Origin of the sequence: Acidovorax delafieldii 2AN, from assembly GCF_000175235.1 — a bacterium.
Taxonomy (GTDB): Bacteria; Pseudomonadota; Gammaproteobacteria; order Burkholderiales; family Burkholderiaceae_C; genus Acidovorax; species Acidovorax delafieldii_B.
In genome coordinates this window covers 1-1746 of record NZ_ACQT01000458.1, presented here as the reverse complement: position 1 = coordinate 1746, position 1746 = coordinate 1, and the positions used below count along the sequence as shown (strand labels likewise).

Annotated in this window: 2 protein-coding genes; both read left to right on the top strand. The window is 67.6% G+C overall.

Going from position 1 to position 1746, the window contains the following annotated elements; translation table 11 throughout:
• Nucleotides 1-1232: ammonium transporter (gene amt, locus ACDELDRAFT_RS22190; protein ID WP_005800978.1), on the top strand; the 1232-nt coding region annotated here is incomplete at its 5' end.
• A gap of 213 nt (nt 1233-1445) precedes the next feature.
• The coding region (locus ACDELDRAFT_RS22185; protein WP_005800974.1) for an FAD-binding protein at nt 1446-1746 on the top strand (301 nt) is incomplete at its 3' end.

Here is a 1746-nt window from a genome sequence, read left to right as displayed (position 1 = left end):
CACCCAAGCTCGACTCCGGCGACACGGCGTGGATGCTGACGTCCACCCTGCTGGTGATCCTGATGATCATCCCGGGCCTGGCCCTGTTCTATGGCGGCCTGGCCCGCTCGAAGAACATGCTGTCGGTGCTGGTGCAGGTGTTCGTGATCTTCGCGCTGATCTCCGTGCTGTGGGCCATCTACGGCTACAGCCTGGCGTTCGCGGGTGAAGGGCAGTTCTTTGGGGGCTTCGAGAAGATCTTCCTCAAGGGCATTGCACCGGACACGCTGTCGGGCCTGCTGCCGACCATTCCCGAATATGTGTTCGTGGCCTTCCAGTCCACCTTCGCCGCCATCACCGTGGCGCTGATCGTGGGGTCGTTCGCCGAGCGCATCAAGTTCGCCGCCGTGCTGATCTTTGCCGTGCTGTGGTTCACCTTCAGCTACATCCCCATGGCCCACATGGTGTGGGGCGGTGGCCTGCTGGGCAAGGATGGCGCACTCGACTTCGCGGGCGGCACCGTGGTGCACATCAACGCGGGTATCGCCGGCCTGGTGGGCGCCTACATGGTGGGCAAGCGCATCGGCTTTGGCAAGGAGGCGCTCACGCCCCATAGCCTGACGCTGACCATGGTGGGTGCCTCGCTGCTGTGGGTGGGCTGGTTCGGCTTCAATGCCGGTTCGGCCGGTGCCGCCAACGGCGCTGCGGGCCTGGCCTTCATCAACACCGTGCTGGCCACGGGTGCCGCCACCCTGTCGTGGCTGGCCGGCGAAGCCCTGCACAAGGGCAAGGCCTCCATGCTGGGCGCTGCCTCGGGTGCCGTGGCGGGCCTGGTGGCGGTGACGCCGGCGGCCGGCTTCGTGGGTCCCATGGGTGCCATCGTGATGGGCCTGCTGGCGGGCGTGATCTGTCTGTGGGGTGTGGGTGGCCTCAAGAAGATGCTGGGTGCCGACGATGCGTTCGACGTGTTCGGCGTGCATGGCGTGGGCGGCATTCTGGGCGCCATCCTCACCGGCGTGTTTGCCTCGCAGAGCCTGGGCGGCACGGGAGGCCTGACCCCCGACACCTTTGCCATGGGCGCCCAGGTGTGGGTCCAGGTCAAGAGCGTGCTGCTGACCCTCGTGTGGTCGGGCGTGGTCTCGTTCGTGGCCTACAAGATCGCCGATCTGCTGGTGGGCCTGCGGGTCCCCGAGGAAGCCGAGCGCGAAGGCCTGGACATCACCTCGCACGGCGAGACGGCGTACAACCGCTGAGCGCTTCCTGGGCTGCGGTGTCTGGTGGTGCCGCAGCACCTGGGCTTTTGAGCGAGTCACTCCTGAACTTCAGCCCGCCCCTCCGGCGGGCTTTTTTTCGCCGGTGCTGGCAGGCGCCGCCGCACCGGCCGCCGCCGGCCCGGTGGATTGCACGGCTTCTGTTCAAAAAATTCATGCGGCCCGCTGGACACGCCGTTCGGGTGTGCCGCTACCATGCAGGCCATGGAATTCGCCCTTCGCCAGATTGTTGACCGTATCCAGGCCGCCGCCGCCGCGCAGACCCCGCTGCGCATCCGGGGGGGGGGCACCAAGGATTTTCATGGCCTTGCGCTGCGCGGCGAGGTGCTCGACACCCGCGCGTATGCCGGCATCGTGAGCTATGAGCCCAGCGAACTCGTGGTGACGGCCCGGGTCGGCACCCCGCTTTCCGAGCTGGAGGCCGTGCTGGCCGAAAGCGGCCAGTGCCTGGCGTTCGAGCCGCCCCATTTCGGGCCGGGCGCCACGGTGGGCGGCA